Genomic DNA, 16,654 nt, shown 5'->3' on the forward strand with positions numbered 1-16,654 from the left:
CGACCAACGCGGAGAGGCTGCCGCACCGGGTGATTCCTCCACCCCAGTAGGCTTGCTCGCGGTCGCTATCCATTAGGCGCGCGGCCGCGAGCATAAAAGCTGCCATATTCCAACCATTCAGATGATTACATTTCTGTAAGGTTGGCCAACGCACCAGACTCAGCAGTTGGCATGTTCGGCGGATTTTTCCTTTTCAGCGACCGAGGGCTCGGCCTTCTGCTGCTCCTGGCGGTAGGCATCCATCGACGCCTGGGCGAGTTTGTCGGCACGGGCCATGGTCCGATCGCCACCGCCGGCGGCCATGGCGAAGGACGAGGCAGTCAGAGCGGCAACAACGATCAGGGCTTTCATCGATTTCATAAGGGATTCCTCGACTAGGGACGTGGTAGCCCGGCATGTGCGGGCTGAGTGTCAGACTCGATGCCACACTAGCCACCCCGTGCTGTCAGAAACCTGAGTTGAACATTACAGTTTTGTAAGGTTGGCATTTCGTCCTTGTGGAGCCTTCGCCTCGGTCGGTAGTGTCCCCGACATGCCGGGCAAGACTGGCCGTCGCCACTGCGGACCGACGTGCCAGGCTCAGCGGTTGCCGCGTGCCTGACAGCAACGAATACCCGGCAGGACTCCGACCACCACCATGAGAGAAAGCCTTATGTCGACCAAAACCACTGCCGCTACTGGCGCTGCACTGGCCCTTGCTGCGGCCAGCCTGTTCGCGGCCCTGCCTGCTCAAGCCGCTCAAGATGCCAAAACCGCTGACGTGAAGTGTTTTGGCGTCAACGCCTGCAAAGGCCAGAACGATTGCATGACCGCCAAGAACTCCTGCCAGGGGCAAGGCGCCTGCAAAGGCCAGGGCTTCAAGTTGATGCCCAAGGCTAAATGCGATGAGGCTGGTGGCCGGGCCAGCGAGTGATGTCTTGCCGTGGGGAGTGCTCGTCACTCCCCCTTGGGAGCCCCGCATGAACGAGCACAGCACTCTCGGATTTGGCTTGGGGCTCCGCAGTGAGTATTACCACCAGATACTGGAGCAAGCCCCTGACATCGACTGGTTCGAGATCATCTCGGAAAACTACTTGGTCGAGGGTGGTAAGGCTCTCTACTTCCTGGACGCCATCAAGGAGCGCTACCCGTTGGTTATGCACGGCGTATCGCTGTCGATCGGTGGGCCACACGCCCTTGACCACAACTACCTTCTCCAGTTGAAACAGCTCGCCGAGCGGGTCCAGCCTCAGTGGATTTCCGATCATTTGTGCTGGAGTCGTGGCAGTGCGCACCACCTGCACGATCTGCTGCCGCTACCGTTTACCCAGGAAAGCCTGGAGCACGTGGCCGCCCGGGTTCGTCTGGTACAAGACGTCATTGAACGGCCGCTGGTGTTGGAGAATGTTTCCGCCTACGTGCAGTGGGCCGAATCGACCATGAGCGAAGCGACTTTCCTCCGTGAGCTAAGCGAGCTGACTGGTTGTGAGTTGCTCCTGGACGTCAACAATGTCTACGTTAGCGCGCGTAATCAGGGCTTTGATGCCTGGCAGTTCATCCAGGAACTGCCTCAGGAACGCATCCGCCAGATCCATCTGGCTGGCCACAGCGACTATGGCCATTACCTGATCGACACCCACGACCAGCCGATTGCCGATCCGGTGTGGGATCTCTACGCGCGCACGATCCAGCACTTGGGGTCACGGGCGACGCTGGTCGAACGCGACGACCTCTTCCCCCCGTTACCTGAACTGTTGGCCGAGCTGGCGAAAGCCCGGGCGCTCATGGCCCGCCAGTTGGAGGCGGCAGCATGCGCCTGATTGCTTTGCAACAGGCCTTCGAACGTTACCTGCAGGGGAGTGACTGCACCGCGCCCGCTGAGCTGCTGCAGCACTTAAGGGGAAGCGAGTCGCTCTCGGCCGAGGATGGCCTGCAGGTCTATCACCATGCTTACCGGGCCCGGCTGCTGTCCGTGCTGCGCGAAGACTTTCCGGCCACCCACTACTGGCTCGGCATCGAAGCTTTCGAACAGTTGGCCCAGGCCTACCTTGCGGCGTGGCCGCCACGGCATTTCAGCCTGCGCTGGCTGGGAGAGAAACTTCCCGAGTTCATCAGCAAATTCCTCGACGAGCCTCAGGCCTCCCAGTTACGGGAACTGTCGGAGTTGGAATGGGCGTTCACGCTGGCCTTCGATGCAGCCGACGAAGTGTCCCTGTCGCTCCAGGATATTGCCTCGTTCGGTCCGCAAGACTGGACCGGCCTAAGCGTTCAGCTCCACCCGAGCGTGCGCTGGCTCACTTTCAACTTCAATGCCATCGACATCTGGAAGGCCGCCAAAGCTGACACCTCCGTTCCCCCAAGCTTGCCGCTTGAACATCCCATAACCTGTCTGGTCTGGCGCGACGCACTGATTTGCCAGTACCGGACACTCGATCCGCTGGAGGCTGCGGCACTGCAACTCATGGTACGGGAGCAACTGACCTTCGCGGACCTCTGCCTTTCATTACTGGAAAGCAAAGGCGACGCAGCTCCCGCCCAGGCAGCCAGTTGGCTAAAACAGTGGGTAGTGGATGGAATCGTCGTGCGGGTCAGTCAACAACAGGCTGTATCTGAAGAGTCCGCGCCATGAACCATGGCGCGGCAGCTGGCAATCTGAGTGGCAGCGAGACTTAGCGGCTGATTCTGGTTGAGTAACCGAGCGCCTGAACCAGTTCGCCGACGCGTTCGGCTTCGATGCTGCTGTCGACACTCACCGTACCGGCAGCGCGATCAACAATCACCTTCGCGTCTCCATCAGCAGCCTGGATGGCCTTGGTGATCTTGCTGACACAACTGCCACATCCCATACCGGATACTTCCAAAACGAACATAGCGGGCCTCTCATGCTGGAGCGGCTTCTCTCGCCGCATTTACAGCTTCAACCTTGACACGATGGAAAGGTCAAGGCCCGACCAAGTAATTTATCTTCGCCCGAAAATATCCCCCAGTCCCTCGGGCGGTGGCAGGCCCTGCTGCATCTTCAGGTGTCCCTCGCCATCCCGGTAGAAGATGGCGGGCGTCGCCGCTGTACCGAGTTCGCCCATCAAGGCCAGATTGGCGTCGAGCTGCTCCTGGATGTCGGCGGGAATCTCGGGCAACGGCTTGAGCGTGCTCGATTTGCCCGCCACTTCATGCTTATGGAGTGCCGCTTCTGGCTGATGGGCGATTAGCAGAGCCGCAGCTTTGCCTGCGCTGTCCGCACTGAGCATGCCGACCATGATATGGCGTAACTGCACCTTGCCAGAGTCGACCCAAGGCCGAGCCTGCTGCCAGAACAGGTTGCAGTAGGGGCAGTTGGGGTCATCGAAGAGATAGACGACGCGTGGGGCATCGTCTCGGCCATCGGAGATCCAGGTGCTTTTCTCCATGCGCGCCCACATCTCCTTGGCCATTGGCTCATACACCAGCTTGTCCATCGGGGCGCGAGTCAGATCTTCTCCCCGGGCATCGAACAGGGTGCCGACGAGGACATGTTGGCCATCCTCGGTGAGATAGAGCGCCATACCCTGGCCGTTGTAGCGGGCGGCATATCCCTTCAGTCCTCCGGGCGCTGCGAACTGGCCCACGATGGTTACACCACGCGCCTCCAAGGCCTTGATCGGGATGGGCAGTTCCTCGGCGGAGGACATTCCCGGTAAGGCCAACAGCCCCCAGACAGTCAGCCATATGGATAAGGAGTTGAAACGCATCATGGCGGGGCCTCCTCACGTTGGTTGCGACGGTGCCCATTTCAGTCCGTGGTCACGCGTTTCAGGCGCAGTGCATTGAAGACCACGGAAGCCGAACTCACGCTCATGGCCAACGCTGCAATCATCGGCGACAACAGATGGCCGGTCAGGGGGTAGAACAGGCCGGCTGCCAGCGGTATGCCCATGGCGTTGTAGAGGAAGGCGAAGCCCAGGTTCTGGCGCATGTTCTTCACCGTGGCTACGGATAGTGTCCGGGCCCGCAGGATACCCATCAGGTCGCCCTTGACCAGGGTCACCTGGGCGCTGTTCATGGCGACGTCGGTGCCGGTTCCCATGGCGATCCCGACATCCGCCCGGGCCAGCGCCGGGGCATCGTTGATCCCATCTCCTGCCATGGCAACCCGGTGCTTATCGCCCTGCAGACGGGCCACCAGTTGCTCCTTGTCCTGAGGTTTCACTTCACCGTGGACTTCTTCGATGCCGAGTTGTTTCGCGACCGCACGTGCCGTAGTCAGGCCGTCGCCGGTGGCCATGATGACCTTCACATCTTCCGCCTGCAGCCGGGTTACCGCTTCCTTGGAGGTGGGTTTGACCGGATCGGACACCGCCAGCAGACCGGCGAGCACGCCGTCGACGGCCAGGTACATGATGCTCATGCCCTCCAGGCGCAGCAGCTCAGCCCGGTCTCGCAGCAGACTGATGTCGAGGCCAGCCTCTTCCATCAAGGTCGTGTTGCCGAGCTGCAGCCATTTTCCGTCCACCTGGCCACGTACACCGATCCCTGAGCCCGACTCAAACGCCTCGGGCTTGGACAAGCCGTGTCCCGCCGCCCGTGCGTGATCGACGATTGCATGGGCCAGCGGGTGTTCGCTGCCCTGATCCAGGCTGGCGGCGAGGTGAAGGACTTCGGACGGCGTGAACTGCTCGGTACCGACCACGCTATGAAATACCGGCCGGCCTTCGGTGAGGGTGCCTGTCTTGTCGACGATCAACGTGTCGATCTTGCAGAGGTTCTCGATCGCGCTGGCGTCCCGGAAGAGCACGCCACTGCCGGCAGCCTTGCCGGTGGCGACCATGATCGACATGGGGGTGGCCAGGCCGAGTGCGCAAGGGCAGGCAATGATCAAGACCGCTACCGCATTGATCAGGCCGAAGACCCAGCCGGGCTCCGGTCCGAACAGCCCCCAGCCGAAGAACGTGAGCAGGGCGACCAGGATCACTCCCGTCACGAAATAGCCAGCCACTGTGTCCGCCATCCGCTGCATCGGGGCTTTCGAGCGCTGTGCTCGCGCGACCATCTGCACGATTTGCGAGAGCACCGTCTCGGCGCCGACCTTCTGCGCCGCCATCACCAAGCTGCCGTGGGTATTCAGCGTGGCACCGATGAGTGCATCACCGGCTTTCTTCATCACCGGCACGGGCTCGCCCGTCAGCATGGATTCATCGACGGCACTTTCGCCCTCCAGGACTATCCCGTCGACCGGCACCTTCTCACCGGGGCGAACGCGCAGGTGGTCGCCCGTGTGCACGTGGGTGAGCGGAATATCTTCCTCCTGACCATCGGCCCCCATGCGGCGGGCGGTCTTGGGGGCAAGGCCCAGGAGCGACTTGATGGCGGCGGAGGTTTGTGAGCGCGCCTTGAGTTCGAGCATTTGCCCGAGCAAGGTCAGCGAAATGATGACTGCCGCCGCCTCGAAATAGACGCCGATGCGGCCATCCTGCATGAAGGTCGGCGGGAATACTTGCGGGAACACTGTGGCAGCAACGCTGTAGAGGTAGGCCGCAGCCGTACCTAAACCGATCAGCGTCCACATGTTCGGGCTGCGGTTACGAATCGATGCGACCCCACGCACGAAGAACGGCCAGCCAGCCCATAGGGTCACGGGTGTGGCCAGAATCAACTCCACCCAGTTTTGTGTGGCGCCATGCAGCAATTGCAGTTGGTGGGCAGTCATCGCCAACACAGTCACGATGACCGTCAGAGGCAATGTCCACCAGAAGCGGCGGGAGAAATCCTTGAGTTCCGGGTTCTCGTCCTCCTCAAGCTCCGGTATTACCGGCTCTAAGGCCATGCCACAGATGGGACAGCTACCCGGCCCACGCTGACGGATTTGGGGATGCATCGGACAGGTGTATTCGGCGTCCGCCGCGTCGCTTGGCTGCGGGGCGGCCGAGTGGTGATGGCCTGAGTGTTCTTGGTCCTGCGGGGGGCTAAGGTAGCGTACAGGCGCTGCGCGGAATTTCGTCAGGCACTTTTCGCTGCAGAAACGGTATGTCTGTCCCTCGTATAGCTCGGAGTAGCGGCTGTCCGGTGGCACCGTCATACCGCACACCGGATCGTGCTGACTTCCATCCGGTTGCCCACGGGGGGGTGAGTGGTCATGGTCGTGCTGGAACGATGCGGTGTGCATGGACTAGTTCCCTCTGTTGTCCGGCTTGGTCGAGTCTTCGCGGCCCTGGTGAGAATGCCCGCCATGGTTGCGCCCGAAGAGATGCATCAGCGGGCAGAGCAACAGGATCAAGTAAGGCAGTGCCTGCGACAGGTGGCCGTAGTGCTCACGAGCCACATAAAACAGGCCAATCACGACCAGCATGATTAGTGCGATTCCGCCCTTAGTCCGCCAGAAAGGCGTTGCCGGTTCGGTACCATGGCGATGGAGTTCGGTCATGATTCAACTCCCAAGCTGAAGTGGAAATGTCGTCCGCTGCCGCTTAGCTCAGCCTAGACGCCCCCCGTGTTCACCTGTTGACGCCAATCAATGCTGCTCACTGCACGTTCATCGAAGCCGAGCGAGCAGATGTTCATCGCTCATCCTTACACCCTAGAGAGCGCTCCCTGACAGGTGCCTGAGCCCAGAATTACATTTTTGTAAGCTTCTGCTTGGGGGAGCTGTTTGCCTGCAAACTCTGGGCACCTGACATTGTGGAAAGACCGCGGATGAAACTTCTGGTCGCTGAAGACGAACCGAAAACTGGCACGTATCTGCAACAGGGGCTGAGCGAGGCCGGGTTCAACGTGGACCGGGTGATGGCGGGCACCGATGCCCTGCAGCATGCCCTCAGCGAGTCCTATGACCTGTTGATCCTCGACGTGATGATGCCGGGGCTGGACGGTTGGGAGGTGTTGCGGCTGGTTCGCGCCGCCGGGAAAGACATGCCAGTACTGTTCCTGACCGCTCGGGATGGGGTCGAGGACCGGGTGAAGGGGCTTGAGTTGGGCGCGGATGACTATCTGATCAAACCCTTCGCTTTCGCCGAGCTTCTGGCACGGGTGCGAACCCTGCTGCGGCGCGGTGCCACCGCGCCCACCCAGGCCATCCTCAGGATTGCCGACCTGGAAGTGGACTTCCTGAAGCGTCGGGCGGTTCGTGGTGGGAAGCGTATCGAACTCACGGCTAAGGAGTTCTCGCTGCTCGAACTGTTGATGCGCCGGCGCGGCGAGGTACTGCCCAAATCGCTGATCGCCTCCCAGGTCTGGGATATGAACTTCGACAGTGATACCAATGTGATTGAGGTGGCCGTCCGCCGTCTGAGAGCCAAAATCGATGATGACTTTGCGATCAAGCTGATCCATACCGCACGCGGCATGGGCTACATGCTTGATGGACCGGAGCCAGAATGAAACACCTCTCCCTGACGGCGCGGATGAGCCTGATGTTCATGCTCGCTGTCACTGCCGTGTTGACCGTAGCCGGTCTTAGTTTCAACCATCTGAGCCAACGCCACTTCAAGTCGCTCGATTACCAAGTCCTGGTGGAGAAGCTTGAGTCAACACAAAGCATTCTCCAGGGACTGCCCAGTGTCACGAACATGGCCGGACTGAAGCCGCAGTTGAATGCGCTGCTGGGCGCGCACCGGGACCTGGCGGCGATCATTCTGGACAGCGAAGGCCGGGTCTTGTTTGCTGAGCCGGCACATGTTGAATGTGCCCCAGGGACTTCGCGTCAGATTAGCCCCCACCATGTGGGAGTGGCAGGATCAAGCAGACATGTACCGTGGCCTGACGGCAGAGATCAACATCCCTGGCCTGGCGGCCCCATTGACGTTGTTGTTGGTGCTGGACGTCACCCATCACATGGCGTTCTTCGAAACCCTGCAACGCTGGTTCACCATCGGGCTGGTCATCAGCGCCCTGGTCAGTGCCGCCCTCAGCTGGGTGGTCGCTCGCAGTGGTCTGCGTCCGTTGTGGCAGGTGACGCTAATGGCGGCTTCGATGTCGGCCAAGTCCCTCAAGGAGCGCATTCCCATGGAGCCGGTGCCTATGGAGTTGCAGCAGTTGATGGCGTCGTTCAACGCAATGCTGGCCCGGCTCGATGAGGCTTTCGTGCGGCTGTCCAACTTCTCCGCTGACATTGCGCACGAGCTGCGAACGCCGGTCAGCAACCTGATGACTCAGACGGAAGTCGTGCTTTCGAGGAGGCGCGATATCGGGGCGTATGAGGAAACCTTGTACTCGAACCTCGACGACCTCAAACGGATGTCGCGCATCATCGATGACATGCTATTCCTGGCCAAGGCAGACAAGGGACTGATCGTTCCCCAGCATGAGCCCGTCCAGTTAGAGAAGATTGTCGAGAAGCTTTTCGACTACTACCAACTGGTGGCGGAGGACCGTGGTCTGTCGCTCAAAGCCTCAGGGGAAGGCAGTGTACTCGGCGATGTCCTGATGCTGGATCGTGCCATCTCGAACTTGATCTCCAATGCCCTGCGCTATACCTCCCAGGGCAACACCATGGTCTGTCCACTCAGCCCGGGACAGACCATATTGAGGAGGCACTACGCAAACTCTAACTCCTCCGTACTGTCCGGGTGAGTGGATCAATCAGCGCAGAAAAATGGTGGGAAATGTTTAAAACAGTGCTACGGGAGGGCGGTGAAACGTTCTAGGCCGCTGTTCATCAGGCCTGCAGTGCTCAGTCGCTGCAGCCCATCATCGGCGCCACGGAGAAGCGGCGGGACAGGGCAGGGCGCGTGGTTACTGGTTAGGCGGTTTGAAGGACGGTCATTTGGGAGCTTCTGATTTGCTGCGTCTACCTGGTATCCCCGATGCTTCTGGAGCCTTTGTACCCATCGAGTGGGCGGGACTTCGGGGGCGGGAATGCAGGAAAAGGATGTTTGGCTGAGCGGCGCAGAGTCGGATCTTGCGTGATGGTCGGCAAGTTTATCAGGAAAGGCGTGCCTTCGGCCGTCCGCGGGGCTCGACGGTGTTGTAAAGAGGGAACTTCAGGGCACTGGCCAGGTCGGATTTCGCCGTAACTTTCCGCCCATGAGCCCAGGTGAGAAAACCCTCGATGCAAGCCAAGCCCTTCTTGTCGATCCTGATGCTCTCCCTTTTTGCGGCATCGGCGCTTCCGGCCTATTCGGCAGAACGTCGGCTAGCTCAGCCGAGCAATGGTGCGTCGGCCGCCCTGTTGGAAGCGGCGTCGCTGCAATTGGAGTTCGGTGAGCTGGAGCAGGCTGATGACACCTTGGAACGCGCCTTGCGCATCGAGCCGAACAATCCCACGACCTTGCACTACCTGGGGCAGGTGCGCTTCCAGCAGGGGCAGTACGCGCAGGCTGTCGCACTGGCTATGCGCTCCAATGCGCGTGGTCGCAATGATTCCGAGCTGCGTGAGCGCAATTTCCAGTTGATCGAGTCGGCCCAGAGAGCCATGGGGCCGGGTGTGTCGACTGGATCCGATGTGGAAGTGGAGCGGGATGAAGAGGCCGAGGTTCGCGTGGGCCTCGACCAGGAGGTGTCGGCCCAGCAAGCGGCTGGTATCGCCGCAGGAGGAATGGCGGTTCCAGCGGAGGACGAGTTCTTGGCCGATTCGCAGGTGGGCGACTGGCAAAGTCGCGGCGACGGTGGCCTCCAGGCCGCATCGTACGGTGACGAGGACGAGATGCGTATTCCCCGCGGACACATGCCGCCGCCTGGTCAATGCCGGATCTGGTTCCCGGGCCGCCCTGCGGGCCAACAACCGGCTCCCGGCAAATGCAAGAAGTTGCAGGGAAGGATTCCCCGAGGGGCTTATCTGGTGCGTGGTTGAGTCCGGAACTTGAGACCGTCGCCAGCGTTCAAGGCGTCTATGTCGCAGCTCCCGACGGCAGGGCATAATCGGCGTTTTATCCCTGCTGGAGTCTCTTTCATGCAGCTCGATTTCACCCAGCTGGCACCGCTGGACGCCTACCGCTGGCTGGCGTCCACCATCACACCGCGTCCCATCGCGTGGGTTTCCACACTGTCGAAGGATGGCGTGAGCAACCTGGCGCCGTTCAGTTTCTTCCAGGTCATCAGCGATGATCCGGCGACTGTGCTGGTGAACATCAATACGCGCGGCGACGGGCAGCTCAAGGACACCCTGCGCAACGTGCAGGACACCGGCGAGCTGGTGATCCAGCTGGTTTCCTTCGAGCAGGCGGAAGCGATGAATGCCAGTGCGGCCATGCTGCCCCACGGTGTGAGCGAGTTCGAAACGTGCGGCATCGCCATCGAGCCTGCCGTGCGGGTGCGGGCGCCGCGAGTGCTCGGTGCGCCGGTTGCCTTCGAGTGCCGGGTGGCCGATATCCAGCCCTATCCGCGTGGCAATCCCAACTGCCACCTGGTTTTCGCCGAGGTGCTGTTGGCACATATCGATGACGCGGTGCTGACCGACGCTGGCCGGGTGGATCCGCAGCGTCTGGATCTGGTGGGGCGTCTGGGGGGCAGTGCCTATACCCGCACCCGCGACACCTTCAACATGGTGCGGCCGACCTGAACCGCACATTCATCGCTACCAGTAGAGCGTGACCAGCGTGCGCCCCTGATCGGCGTCATCCTGCTGGTCGACGTTCGCGCGGTCGGTCGCGACAGGTTCGCTGGTCAGCCGGTAGCGGCTATCGACGCCGCAGTTCTGGGGACGGACCTGATAACGCCCGCTCGCCGGGTCAAAGCTGCTGCTGACCTGGCAGGAATTGGCGATGGTGAGGCTGATTCCGAGTTCTCCGCTGGCCTGGCCGGCCTGGCTTGTGGCAGTGAGCGCGATGCTGGAAACCAGTAGTGCGAGGCCGAAGAGGGCCTTGTTCCGGGACATGATTGCGTATGCTCGACGAACAGGCTGGCGGCTGATCGGCTCCATTGTTCGATCGGCATCAGGTCAGCGTGGTTTGCCCTCCATGAATGAACACGGCGCTGCGAATCGATGTTCCGCAGCGCCGCCGTAAGTGATCCATACCTTGGGGTCTTGACGCTATTTTATCCGTCCGCCCCGTCTGCTGGCGATATAGTGGCGCGCCCGCTTGTCGGCCTCCACGAACCCGCAAGTCGCCACGGCCGTCCCGAGGCACCAGCTCCAACCCACTACGCCCATGCTGCTGGTGCCGAACAGCGCCTGCAGCGCCGGTACGTAGGTGAATGCCAGTTGCAGCAACACCATCAGGCCGACCATGCCCCAGACCATGGGGTTGTCCCTGAAGCTGAAACTTGCTGGGCCGTTCAGCCTTCGGCTGCTGAACAGATAGCCGATCTCGCCAAATACCAGGGCGTTCACCGCAAGGGTGCGACTGGCCTCCATACTCCAGCCCAGTTGCTGGGTGTAGATGAACAGACCCAGGCTGGCCACGGTCAGCAGTACCGATACCAGCAGGATCAACCAGAGCAACTCGCCGGACAGCAGTGGTGCCTTCGGATCCCTAGGTGGGCGCGCCATCAGGTCATCCTCGGCTGGTTCGAAGGCCAGTGCCAACGCCAGAGTGACGGCGGTGATCATGTTCACCCAGAGGATCTGAAGCGGGGTGATGGGCAGGGTCAGGCCGAGCAGGATGGCGGTCAGCAGGACGATCGCCTGGGCACCATTGGTGGGCAGTATGAAGAGAATGGATTTCTTCAGGTTGTCATAGACGGTGCGGCCTTCCTCCACCGCGTGGGCGATGGTTGCGAAGTTGTCATCCGCCAGTACCATCTGGGCAGCTTCCTTGGCGGCCTCGGTGCCTTTGATGCCCATGGCGATGCCGATATCGGCGCGTTTGAGGGCAGGGGAGTCGTTGACTCCGTCGCCGGTCATGGCCACCCGCTCGCCGATCGCCTGCAAGCGCTCCACCAGGCGTAGCTTGTGGCTCGGGCTGGTGCGGGCGAACACGCTGGTTTCCTTCAGGCGGGCGTCGAGCTCGGCGTCGGTCAGGTCATCCAGGTCGGCACCAGTCAGCGGGTTTCCTGCCGGCAGGCCAAGCCGCTCGGCGATGGCGGCGGCCGTGGCTGCATGGTCGCCGGTGATCATCTTTACGTGGATGCCTGCGCTGTGGCATTCCTCGATGGCAAGGATGGCTTCCTCTCGCGGGGGGTCCATCATGCCCACCAGCCCCAGCAGCACGAAGCCCTTGTCCAGGTCGGCATGGTCCAGCTCGTGCTGGCCGCTTCCGGCATTGCGACGGGCCAGACCAATCATGCGCAGGCCAGAGGCTGCGCCTTCGCCCAGCACGTCGTCCCAGATGCGTGGATCCAGCGTCTCGGCGGCTCCGTCGCGCCATTGCCGATCGCAGACTTCCAGCAAGCGCTCGGGCGCACCCACCAGATAGATCACGCCTTGGCCGCTGTCGTCGCGGTGGAGGCTGGCCAGGTAGCGGCGTTCGGAGCTGAAGGGAATGGCGTCCACTCGGGGGCGGCGCGATGCCTCTTCGTCCATATCGAGCTGCAGCTTCCCAGCCAGAGTGAGTAGTGCGGCCTCGGTGGGGTCGCCGGTGATGCACCACTGGCTGTCCACCTCGCTCAGGCTGGCGCTATTGGCCAGCAAACCGGCGCGAGCCAGTTCGTGCAGGTCATGGGCCAGGTCGACAATGGGGCTGACGTCTCCTTCGGGCGCATAGCCCACGCCTGATACTTCGTAACGGCGGGCGGCGGTATAGATGCGCTGCACCGTCATTTCGTTGCGAGTCAGGGTGCCGGTCTTGTCGGAGCACACCACGGTTACCGCCCCCAGGCTTTCCACGGCCGGCAGGCGACGGATGATCGAGTTGCGACGGGCCATGCGCTGCACGCCCAGGGCCAGGATGATCGTCAGCACCGCCGGCAGGCCCTCGGGGATGGCGGCCACGGCCAGGCCGACGGCGGCCATCAGCATGTCGTCGGCGCTGTAGCCGCGCAGCAATATGCCGAAGACGAAGGTGGCAGCCGCCAGCACGAGGATGATCAGCGTGAGCTGGCGGGCGAAGCGCGCCATGTCCGCCAGCAGCGGTGTCTGCAGCTGCTCCACCGAGCCCAGCAAGTGGCTGATGCGGCCCAGTTCGGTCTCGCCAGCGGTGGCGACCACCAGACCGACGCCGCTGCCGGCGCTGACCAGGGTGCCGGAGTAGGCCATGCTGTGGCGGTCTCCCAGGCTGGCGTCCGGGGTCACCGGGCGGCTGGTCTTGTCGGTGGGAACGGATTCGCCGGTGAGTGCCGCTTCCTCGATGCGCAAGTCGCGGGTTTCCAGCAGGCGCAGGTCAGCCGGCACGCGGTCGCCGGCCTCCAGCAGTACCAGGTCACCCGGCACCAGCTCTTCGGCAGGCAGCTGGCGTACCTCTCCGTCGCGCTTGACCCGGCTGTCCAGGGTCAACAGCTTCTGGATCGCACGCATGGCCGATTCGGCCTTGCCTTCCTGGATGAAACCGACCACGGCATTGATCAGCACCACACCGAAGATAACCGCGCTGTCCAGCCACTCGCCCAGGGCCAGCGTGACCAGGGTGGAAGCCAGCAGTACATAGATGAGCAGGTTGTGGAATTGCAGCAGGAATCGCTTCAGGGGGCCGGCACCGGCCCGTTCGGGTAGTCGGTTGGGGCCGTAGCTGGCCAGGCGGCGTTCCGCTTCTTCCGTGTCCAGCCCGGTTGGCCTGCTGTCTAGCTGCTGCAGGCTGGCCTCGGCGGTCTCGGCGTGCCAATGGGTAGCTGATGGAGCGGTCATGGAGTCCTCCTTGGCGAATCCTGAGTCAAGCCTAGTTCCCCTGTGGTCGTCGTTTATTGGCCTGGGTCAGTTCCTGGTTTTCTGTAGGAAGGATAGAAAGCTATCCAGAAACGACCTCTAGTTAGTCAAAAACAGCACGGTATTCGGGAAGGCAGGATTGTGGCTTGTCGCCACCATGCGCCAGCTCCTATGGTCGCCGTTTCGGGGAAGCGGATAGCAGATCGCGTCCATGCGGTTGTCGCCTTGTGGGGAGGTAGGAGCATGTGGACTGTCTTGCAACGCAGGCTGGCGAGCCTGAGTACTGCCAACAAGCTGATGCTGGGGTTCGGCGTCGTTCTGGCGCTGACCCTGGTGGTGGCGGCCACCGGCTTCACTGCCTTGCGCGCGGTCGACGGCAGGGCGCACCTGCTGGAGGAAATGCGCGCCATCAGCAGCGATGTGCTGGTGATCCGGCGCACGGAAAAGGACTACGCGCTTACTTCCGACGCCAAGCATGCCGAGACGCTGCGTCAGCAGGCCGAGGCCATAGTCGCTCGGAGCGAGGCACTGGCCGCACAACTGTCGGGCCCAGGGCGCGACGCCTTGGGTGAAGTCACCCAGGCCATGGCCGAGTACCGCCAGGCATTCGATCGTTATGTGGAACTCACCGACAACCAGCGCCTGGCCCTGGACGCGGCGAACTGGCTGGTGGTCAGCGCATCCAACAGCCTCGACGTGCTGCAGAGTGGCCTTAACGAGGATGGTGTCGATCTGCTGAAGAGTTCCCAGGGCGCCCAGGGGGGAGATCTGGTTACCCAGGGCGGGCAGATCGGTCGCGTTTACCAGTTGCTCCTGCAGGCGCTCAACCAGGCCCGCCTACGTCTGGAACAGAGTCGGGGAACAGAAGAGGCGGGCGCACCACAGATCCAGGAAGCCCTGGATGCGCAAAAGCTCGCCGCCGAACTGCGCGACGCCATGCAGGACCCCGGTTACGCCGCTGTACTCACCGAGGTCATCGGCAACGTCGACTCTTTCAACGAACGACTCAAGGACTACACCGCCACGTTGCAGCAGCAGCGCGGGGAGTACGCCCGTCTCGCCGCCCAGGCGGAGCGGGTGGTGCAGGCGGTGGACCGCGCCTACGAACTGCAGAAGGCCGACATGCGTGCCCAGCAGGAATCCAGCTCGCTGCTGATCCTGCTGGCGGCGGCCCTCGCCCTGGTGATCGGCCTGGCTGCCACGGCGCTGATCAGTCTGTTGATCGTTCGGCCACTGCGCCGGGTCATAGGGCTGGCCCGGCAGATAGCCGAGGGCGATCTCAGCGCCAGCATCGAAGTGCAGCGTCGCGACGAGATCGGCCAGTTGATGGAGGCCATGCAGGGCATGTCTGGCAATCTGCGTGACATGGTTGGCCGCCTGCAGGGCGGGGTGGCACAGATTTCCGCTTCGGCCCAGGCGCTTTCCAGCGTCACCGAGCAGACGCGTGTGGGCGTAAACGGCCAGCGTGAGGAAACCGACCAGGTGGCCACGGCGATGAGCCAGATGGCTGCAACCGTGCAGGAGGTGGCGCGCAACGCCGAGGCTGCAGCCAGCTCCACCGAGGCGGCGGACAACCGTGTCAGCAGTGGCAGCCAGGTGGTGCGCCAGACTCTCGAGCGGATCAACCAGTTGGCCCATGCCATGGAGGAAACCACGTCCAGCATCCAGCGCCTCAGCCAGGACACGCAGAGCATCGGCACCGTGCTGGATGTGATCAAGAGTGTCGCCGAGCAGACCAACCTGCTGGCCCTGAACGCCGCCATCGAAGCGGCGCGTGCAGGCGAGCAGGGCCGTGGTTTTGCCGTGGTGGCCGATGAAGTGCGGGCGCTGGCGCGGCGTACCCAGCAGTCCACCGCCGAGATCGAGCGGCTGATCGCGACCCTGCGCGACGGTGTGCGCAGCTCGGTGGAGCACATGCAGCAGAGCGAAAACCTGGTGGACCTGACGGTGCAGGATGCCAATCTGACCGAAGAAGCCCTGGCCGGAATCGCCGATGCGGTGACCCTGATCCACCAGATGAACCAGCAGATCGCTGCAGCGGCCGAACAGCAGAGCGCGGTGGCCGAGGAGATCAATCGCAGCGTAACCAGTATTCGAGATATCGCTGATCAGTCGGCCGTGGCCATGGATGAAACGGCAACCTCCAGCGTCCGGCTTGCCCGGCTGGGGCAGGAGTTGCAAGGGATGGCCGGCCACTTCCGGCTTTGAGTCCCGAACAAGTCTGGAGGATTCGGCATTCCGTCACCCGGAATCGCGCCCTAGAATGGTGCCCCTGTCCAACCGGCCTGGAGTGTCGCAATGCTGAAGATCTGGGGGCGAATCAATTCCACCAACGTGCGCAAGGCGCTCTGGTGTGCCGAGGAAGTCGGCGTCGCCTATGAACAGCTGGATGCCGGTGGCGCCTTCGGCCTGGTCAATGAGCCGGTGTACCGCAAGCGCAACCCCAACGGCCTGGTGCCGATGATCGAGGATGGCGACCTGGTGCTCTGGGAGTCCAACGCCATCGTCCGCTACCTGGCCGCGCGCTACGCCTCCGGCAGCCTCTACCCGGAGTCGCCGGTGGCGCGCGCCGAGGGGGACAAATGGATGGACTGGGCCACATCCAGCTTCGCCACACCGTTCCGCGATCTGTTCTGGGGCACCCTGCGCACTCCGCCGGCCGAACGCAATCACGCAGTGATCGAAGCTGCGCTGACCCGCTGCGGCCAGTTGCTGGCCATTCCCGACCGCGCCCTGGCCGAGCGTCCCTACCTATCGGGTGAAACTTTTGCGATGGGTGACATTCCCCTGGGCTGCTTCGCCTATGCCTGGTTCGAGATGCCGATCCTGCGCCCGGAACTGCCCCACCTCGAAGCCTGGTACGAGCGCCTGAAAGCCCGGCCGGCCTATCGAAAGGCGGTGATGACGGCACTTACGTGATCCGACTCGCCGATCCGGCTCCTTGAACCTAGGCTGATGTGCAGCGCGTTACGGTTGAATTTGCTGGCAATCAGCCTTATCTAGCTCCTTCCTTCTGAAGCAGACGAATCC

At 62.3% G+C, this 16,654-nt stretch carries 15 protein-coding genes and 1 pseudogene; 9 read left to right on the plus strand and 7 right to left on the minus strand.

The genetic code is table 11. The annotated features are described in order from the left end of the window. Positions 1 to 159: 159 nt before the first annotated feature. On the minus strand, positions 160 to 360 hold the full coding sequence (locus E8E75_RS13055; protein WP_120650492.1) for a co-regulatory protein PtrA N-terminal domain-containing protein: 201 nt from the start codon (positions 358 to 360) through the stop codon (positions 160 to 162). A 292-nt stretch (positions 361 to 652) separates the two neighbouring features. Between E8E75_RS13055 and E8E75_RS13060 the strand changes: the two genes are divergently transcribed. From E8E75_RS13060 to E8E75_RS13070, 3 genes are read left to right on the plus strand one after another with little or no spacing between them, the layout of a single operon-like run. After that, positions 653 to 913 (plus strand): DUF2282 domain-containing protein, encoded by a 261-nt coding sequence (locus E8E75_RS13060; RefSeq protein WP_153920729.1) that lies wholly within the window; start codon positions 653 to 655, stop codon positions 911 to 913. A gap of 46 nt (positions 914 to 959) precedes the next feature. After that, a complete protein-coding gene (locus E8E75_RS13065; protein WP_120650496.1) occupies positions 960 to 1,799 on the plus strand; it encodes a DUF692 domain-containing protein in 840 nt (279 codons plus the stop codon). Further along, entirely contained in the window at positions 1,790 to 2,608 is an 819-nt protein-coding gene (locus E8E75_RS13070; RefSeq protein ID WP_153920728.1) for a DNA-binding domain-containing protein, read from the plus strand. The genes E8E75_RS13065 and E8E75_RS13070 overlap by 10 nt, the downstream gene beginning before the upstream one ends. A gap of 40 nt (positions 2,609 to 2,648) precedes the next feature. Here E8E75_RS13070 and E8E75_RS13075 read toward each other — a convergent pair whose 3' ends face one another. The 4 genes from E8E75_RS13075 to E8E75_RS13090 form a co-directional block, all read right to left on the minus strand. Continuing rightward, complete coding sequence (locus E8E75_RS13075) at positions 2,649 to 2,849, minus strand: heavy-metal-associated domain-containing protein (RefSeq protein WP_153920726.1); 201 nt, start codon at positions 2,847 to 2,849, stop codon at positions 2,649 to 2,651. Between the two features lie 90 nt (positions 2,850 to 2,939). Further along, entirely contained in the window at positions 2,940 to 3,710 is a 771-nt protein-coding gene (gene dsbG, locus E8E75_RS13080; RefSeq protein ID WP_153920724.1) for a thiol:disulfide interchange protein DsbG, read from the minus strand. Positions 3,711 to 3,748: 38 nt separating this feature from the next. Further along, positions 3,749 to 6,118: a heavy metal translocating P-type ATPase gene (locus E8E75_RS13085; protein WP_153920722.1), complete on the minus strand. Its 2,370-nt coding sequence runs from the start codon at positions 6,116 to 6,118 to the stop codon at positions 3,749 to 3,751. 3 nt (positions 6,119 to 6,121) lie between these two features. Next, on the minus strand, positions 6,122 to 6,376 hold the full coding sequence (locus E8E75_RS13090; protein WP_153920720.1) for a DUF2933 domain-containing protein: 255 nt from the start codon (positions 6,374 to 6,376) through the stop codon (positions 6,122 to 6,124). Between the two features lie 269 nt (positions 6,377 to 6,645). Between E8E75_RS13090 and E8E75_RS13095 the strand changes: the two genes are divergently transcribed. The 4 genes and pseudogenes from E8E75_RS13095 (at position 6,646) to E8E75_RS13110 (ending at position 10,447) form a co-directional block, all read left to right on the plus strand. Then, positions 6,646 to 7,329, plus strand: a complete 684-nt coding sequence (locus E8E75_RS13095) for a heavy metal response regulator transcription factor (protein WP_153920718.1) — start codon at positions 6,646 to 6,648, stop codon at positions 7,327 to 7,329. Next, positions 7,326 to 8,442, plus strand: a pseudogene (locus tag E8E75_RS13100) (heavy metal sensor histidine kinase); the annotation flags it as partial. The gene E8E75_RS13095 and the pseudogene E8E75_RS13100, both read left to right, overlap by 4 nt. Positions 8,443 to 8,998: 556 nt before the next feature. Then, complete coding sequence (locus E8E75_RS13105; protein WP_120650508.1) at positions 8,999 to 9,739, plus strand: tetratricopeptide repeat protein; 741 nt, start codon at positions 8,999 to 9,001, stop codon at positions 9,737 to 9,739. Positions 9,740 to 9,838: 99 nt separating this feature from the next. After that, positions 9,839 to 10,447 carry a flavin reductase family protein gene (locus tag E8E75_RS13110; RefSeq protein ID WP_120650510.1) on the plus strand — a complete coding sequence of 203 codons (609 nt, stop codon included), beginning with the start codon at positions 9,839 to 9,841 and terminating at the stop codon, positions 10,445 to 10,447. A gap of 15 nt (positions 10,448 to 10,462) precedes the next feature. Here E8E75_RS13110 and E8E75_RS13115 read toward each other — a convergent pair whose 3' ends face one another. After that, positions 10,463 to 10,762, minus strand: coding sequence for a hypothetical protein (locus E8E75_RS13115; protein WP_153920716.1), 300 nt, complete (start codon positions 10,760 to 10,762; stop codon positions 10,463 to 10,465). A gap of 156 nt (positions 10,763 to 10,918) precedes the next feature. Then, positions 10,919 to 13,606, minus strand: a complete 2,688-nt coding sequence (locus E8E75_RS13120; RefSeq protein ID WP_153920714.1) for a cation-transporting P-type ATPase — start codon at positions 13,604 to 13,606, stop codon at positions 10,919 to 10,921. A gap of 261 nt (positions 13,607 to 13,867) precedes the next feature. Here E8E75_RS13120 and E8E75_RS13125 point away from each other — a divergent pair, with 261 nt between their 5' ends. Beyond that, positions 13,868 to 15,832: a methyl-accepting chemotaxis protein gene (locus E8E75_RS13125; RefSeq protein ID WP_120650516.1), complete on the plus strand. Its 1,965-nt coding sequence runs from the start codon at positions 13,868 to 13,870 to the stop codon at positions 15,830 to 15,832. Between the two features lie 90 nt (positions 15,833 to 15,922). Then, entirely contained in the window at positions 15,923 to 16,543 is a 621-nt protein-coding gene (locus E8E75_RS13130) for a glutathione S-transferase (RefSeq protein WP_120650518.1), read from the plus strand. Positions 16,544 to 16,654 lie beyond the last annotated feature (111 nt).

This window comes from Pseudomonas sp. BN606 (genome assembly GCF_029873115.1).
In the GTDB taxonomy this organism is placed as follows: Bacteria; Pseudomonadota; Gammaproteobacteria; order Pseudomonadales; family Pseudomonadaceae; genus Metapseudomonas.